The 4,842-nt window shown below is 62.1% G+C and carries 5 protein-coding genes and 1 pseudogene; 2 read left to right on the top strand and 4 right to left on the bottom strand.

The window, feature by feature from the left end:
- The 4 genes and pseudogenes from ACE04F_RS13140 to ACE04F_RS13155 form a co-directional block, all read right to left on the bottom strand.
- Positions 1-1,061 (bottom strand): annotated as a pseudogene (locus ACE04F_RS13140) (ABC transporter transmembrane domain-containing protein); the annotation flags it as partial.
- 85 nt (positions 1,062-1,146) lie between these two features.
- The gene (locus ACE04F_RS13145) at positions 1,147-1,710 is read right to left on the bottom strand and encodes a peptidylprolyl isomerase (protein WP_486107261.1); all 564 of its coding nucleotides are present in this window, start codon (positions 1,708-1,710) and stop codon (positions 1,147-1,149) included.
- Between the two features lie 4 nt (positions 1,711-1,714).
- The gene (locus tag ACE04F_RS13150) at positions 1,715-2,518 is read right to left on the bottom strand and encodes an alpha/beta fold hydrolase (protein WP_486107263.1); all 804 of its coding nucleotides are present in this window, start codon (positions 2,516-2,518) and stop codon (positions 1,715-1,717) included.
- A gap of 14 nt (positions 2,519-2,532) precedes the next feature.
- Positions 2,533-3,456, bottom strand: coding sequence for a PA3225 family LysR-type transcriptional regulator (locus ACE04F_RS13155; protein WP_305496160.1), 924 nt, complete (start codon positions 3,454-3,456; stop codon positions 2,533-2,535).
- A 50-nt stretch (positions 3,457-3,506) separates the two neighbouring features.
- On the opposite strand from ACE04F_RS13155, the gene ACE04F_RS13160 reads away from it, so the two are divergent.
- The gene (locus tag ACE04F_RS13160) at positions 3,507-3,821 is read left to right on the top strand and encodes a 3-phosphoglycerate kinase (protein ID WP_486107266.1); all 315 of its coding nucleotides are present in this window, start codon (positions 3,507-3,509) and stop codon (positions 3,819-3,821) included.
- 150 nt (positions 3,822-3,971) lie between these two features.
- Positions 3,972-4,571, top strand: coding sequence for an FMN-dependent NADH-azoreductase (locus ACE04F_RS13165; RefSeq protein ID WP_486107268.1), 600 nt, complete (start codon positions 3,972-3,974; stop codon positions 4,569-4,571).
- Positions 4,572-4,842 lie beyond the last annotated feature (271 nt).

Below are 4,842 nucleotides of genomic sequence, written 5' to 3' on the forward strand. Positions count from 1 at the left end.
GGCTTGGCCTGCTCGCGGTCGGTGACGCTGACCGGCTGGGAGATGGACTGCAAGCCGTCCTGGACCATGCCGATGTTTTCGAAAATGCCGGTGACCACCCACATGATCCAGCCGGACATGTTGACGATGCGGATCACCAGGCCGGTGGCCAGGGCAATGGCGCCGACGCTGATCAGCGACTGGGTCCACAACCACAGCGCCAGGGCCGTGGTGCCGACGATCAGCAGCCCGTTCATGCTGGTGATGACCACGTCCATGCTGGTCACCACGCGGCCGGCCAACTGAGCTTTCTCGGTCTGTTCCTCGATGGCTTCGCGAGCGTATTGCTGTTCGAAGTTGGTATGGGCGAACAGCTTCAGGGTGGTGATGTTGGTGTAGCCGTCGACGATCCGACCCATGAGCTTGGAGCGCGCATCGGAGGACACCACCGAGCGTTCCTTGACCCGTGGCACAAAGTAGCAGAGCGCGCCGATGTAGGCGGCGATCCAGGCCAGCAGCGGGATCATCAGGCGCCAGTCGGCTTCGGCGAACAGCACCAGTGAGCTGATGGCATAGATCAGCACATGCCACAACGCATCCACGGCCTGTACCGCCGAGTCGCGCAGGGAGTTGCCGGTCTGCATGATGCGCTGGGCGATGCGCCCGGCGAAGTCGTTCTGGAAGAAGTTCAGGCTCTGCTTGAGCACGTAGCTGTGGTTTTGCCAGCGGATCAGGCTGGTCATGCTCGGGCTCAGCGTCTGGTGCACCAACAGGTCATGCAGGGCCACGAAGATCGGCCGGAACACCAGCGCGACCACCGCCATCCAGGCCAGTTCGAGGCCGTGCAGCTTGAAGAAGTCGGTGTTGGGCGTGGCCTGGGTCAGGTCGATGATGCGGCTCAGGTAGCTGAACAGCGCCACTTCGATCAGCGCGCCGATCAGGCCGACCACCAGCAGCGCGGCGAAGCTGGGCCAGACCTGTTTCAGGTAATACGTGTAGAAGGGCAGGACGCGGTTCGGCGGGGCCGAGGTCGGGGCGTCGCGGAAGATGTCGATCAGTTTTTCAAAACGGCGGTAAACCATGGGGTACATAGCCCGGGCGGGGGCTCTCCTTTTTTGCGGTGGGCGGCGCGGGGTTGCCGGCGCCGCTCAGGCTTGCCCTGTGGGTTCAGTCGATGCGCTTGGCCGACTTGATGATCACAGGATCGATCGGCACGTTTTGCATGCCTGATTTGGTGGTGGTCTGGGAGTTGACGATGATGTCGACCACGTCCATGCCCTTGACCACCTTGGCGAATACCGCGTAACCGGCGTCGCGGCCCGGGTCGAGGAAGGCATTGTCGGCCACGTTGATGAAGAACTGGCTGGTGGCCGAGTCCGGGTTGGATGTGCGGGCCATCGACAAGGTGCCGCGAACGTTGTGCAGGCCGTTGCTGGCTTCGTTCTTGATCGGTGCCTTGGTGTCTTTCTGCTGCATCTGCTGGGTAAAACCGCCGCCCTGGGCCATGAAGCCCGGGATCACGCGGTGGAAAATCGTGTTGTCGTAGAAGCCGCTGTCGACGTACTCAAGGAAGTTCTTGGTACTGATGGGCGCCTTGACCGGGTCCAGTTCGATTTCGATCTGGCCGTTGGTGGTGTCCAGCAGGACATGTGGCGCCTTGGCCGGCGCGGCGGCCATCAGGTTGGCGGCAAAGAGTACGGAGCCGGCGGCGAGGGCGATTTTTTTCAGCATGGGTTCAGTGATCCTGGGTAGTGGAATCGGTGGCGGTCAAGAATTCGAGCAGGGTCTGGTTGAAGCGTTCGGGTTGATCCAGGGGCGTAGCGTGCCGTGAATCGGCGATAACTGCCAGTCGTGCGTCAGGCAGCAGTTTTACATAGGCCTCTTTCAGCGCCACCGGGGTGTAGTCGTGGTCGGCGCAGACAATGAGGGTTGGACAGGCAATTTGCGCCAGGCGTTCCTGCACGCCCCAGCCGACAATGGCGTCGAAACTGGCGAGATAGGCACGTTTGTCGTTCTCTGCCCAACGCCGGGCCATTTCCCGGCGCAGTTCGATTTGTTCGGGCTTGGGGAACAACTTCTCGCCGAGGGCCTTGCCGATGGTTTCCAGGCTCAGCAGGCGCATCAGGCTCCAGCGCTTGAACCATTGCCAGCAATCGTCGGGCGTACGGACTTTGACTTCAGGGGCACTGTTGACGATGCACAGGCTCCTGACCCGCGAGGGTTCGTCGACGGCCAGCTGGAAACCGATCATGCCGCCCATGGACCAGCCCACCAGGTGCACCGGGCCGAGATCGAGGTGCTCGATCAGGGAGCCAAGGTCGGCGCTGAAGCCCGCGATGCTGTAGTGCTCGCGCGGCTTGTCGGAGCGGCCGTGGCCGCGCACATCCATCACGATCAGGCGGTAGTGGCGCGACAACACGGGAATCTGTTTTTCCCAGTCGCGGGTACTGGAACCCAAGCCGTGGACCAGCACCAATGGCGTGCCGTGGCCATATTCCTCGTAGTGCAGGTTGCAACCTTCATGCTCGAAAAAGGCCATCGGCGGGATCCTTGTCAGGCTTGTTCTGGAGCGGCGAACGGCGCATCCAGCGGCGCGGTATCGAAGGTGCGCAGCAGCTCGATGAGAATCTGCGTGGCCGGACCCAGGGGCTTTTCCTTGTTCGAATACAGGTAGAAGCTCGGGTTGCGGCTGGCGCCCTGATCCAAGGGTAGACGTTTGAGCGTGCCCTCCCGAAGTTCTCGCTCGATCATGTGCCGGGGCAGCCAGGCAAAGCCCAGGCCGCTGCCGACGAAGGTTGCGGCGGTGGCCAGGCTCCCCACGGTCCAGCGCTGTTCGGCGCCGAGCCAGCCGACATCGCGCGGCTGCTGGCGGCCGGAGTCGCGGATCACCACTTGCAGCTGGCTCTCCAGGTCCTGGAACGTCAGCTCGCGGTTGAGTCGATGCAGGGCATGCTCGGGATGGGCCACCGCGACGAATTCGACATCGCTCAGTTCCGCGCCCAGGTAACCGGGAATGCTGAAGCCGCTGATGGCCAGGTCGGCGACGCCTTCGAGCAGTACCTCTTCGACACCGGACAAGACTTCTTCGCGCAGCCGTACCCGGCAGCCCCGGCTCTGCGGCATGAATGCGGTCAGCGCGCGGACGAGGCGGGCGGTCGGGTAGGCCGCGTCGACCACCAGGCGCACTTCAGCTTCCCAACCCTGTTCCATGTGGTGGGCCAGGTCTTCCAGCTGGCTGGCCTGTTTCACCAGTTGCCGGGAACGGCGCAGTAGCACGCCGCCGGCTTCGGTCAGCACGGCCTTGCGCCCGTCGATACGCAGCAACGGCACGCCGAGCTGGTCCTGCATGCGGGCCACGGTGTAGCTCACCGAGGATTGGGAGCGGTGCAGTACTTCGGCGGCCTGGGCGAAACCACCATGGTCCACCACCGCCTGCAACGTTCGCCATTGATCAAGGGTCACGCGGGGCGCTTTCATATTGAGCTCCTCTTGTCCTAAGCTGGCGGTCCCCTCGTGGAGACTGCCGAATGAAAAAAATCTGTTGTGCGCTGCTGGCCCTGCTGCCGCTGAGTGCGTTTGCCTACCCGATCGACGTGGAAAAACACCTCAACGGCTTGAGCATCGACTACACCGCCTACGACACCGATGCCGACATCGGCTCGATCCAGGTCAACAACTACGGCAGCACCGACGCGGCGTGCACCGTGGTGTTTCGCAACGGCCCCGAAGCACCGCGAACCCGCAAGATCGAAGTCGCCGCCGGCAAGTTCAAGAACGCCACCGCCAAGTTCAACCGCAACATCATCAAGCTGCGCATCGAGCTGACCTGCAGGCCGAAATAATCAGCGGCGGGGCAGCGCCACAAGGCGTGCTCCGCTTATAAACGAAATTATCGATGTTTTGCAGCAATTATTTGCGCTTTTTCATCGATATGATCGCGCTTAACCTTCACTCCATCGACTTACAACATTCTCAGATGGAGCCTACAAGCCATGTCCCGCGTTCTGATCATCGAAAGCAGTGCCCGCCAGCAAGACTCGGTTTCCCGTCAACTGACCCAGACCTTCATCAGCCAGTGGAAAGCCGCGCATCCGGCCGATGAGATCAGCGTTCGCGACTTGGCTATCAACCCGGTTCCGCACCTGGACGCCCATCTGCTGGGTGGCTGGATGAAGCCGGCCGAGCAGCGCAACGACATCGAGAACGCGTCGCTGGAACGCTCCAATCAACTGACTGACGAACTCCTGGCCGCCGACGTTCTGGTGATGGCCGCGCCGATGTACAACTTCGCCATTCCGAGCACCTTGAAGGCCTGGCTCGACCATGTGCTGCGCGCCGGCGTGACCTTCAAGTACACCCCCACCGGTCCCCAAGGCCTGCTGGCCGACAAGCGCGCCTTCGTGCTCACCGCTCGCGGCGGCATTCACGCCGGTGGCAGCACCGATCACCAGGAACCGTACCTGCGCCAGGCCATGGGCTTCATCGGTATCCACGACGTGACCTTCATCCACGCCGAGGGCATGAACCTGGGCGGCGACTTCCAGGAGAAGGGCCTGAACCAGGCCAACGCCAAGCTATCCCAAGTGGCCTGAGTCGTTAATCCTCGGGTAATCGCCAGGTGTTCTAGTGACTTGGCGCTTCCCTTCAAACCGTTTTGCGCATCGAACCTCCCTTGGCACTTATTGCTCCTGAGTGCAGCCGCCCGATTGAACGCTGAAGCGAGATCGGGCTTTTTTTTGCCTGCCACCTGGTGACCACCACTCATCTCCTGTGGGAGCGAGCCTGCTCGCGAAGGCATCATGTCACTCGATACATCTGTTGCTGATACTCCGCTTTCGCGAGCAGGCTCGCTCCCACAGGGTA

The organism is Pseudomonas sp. AGC41 (assembly GCF_057334555.1).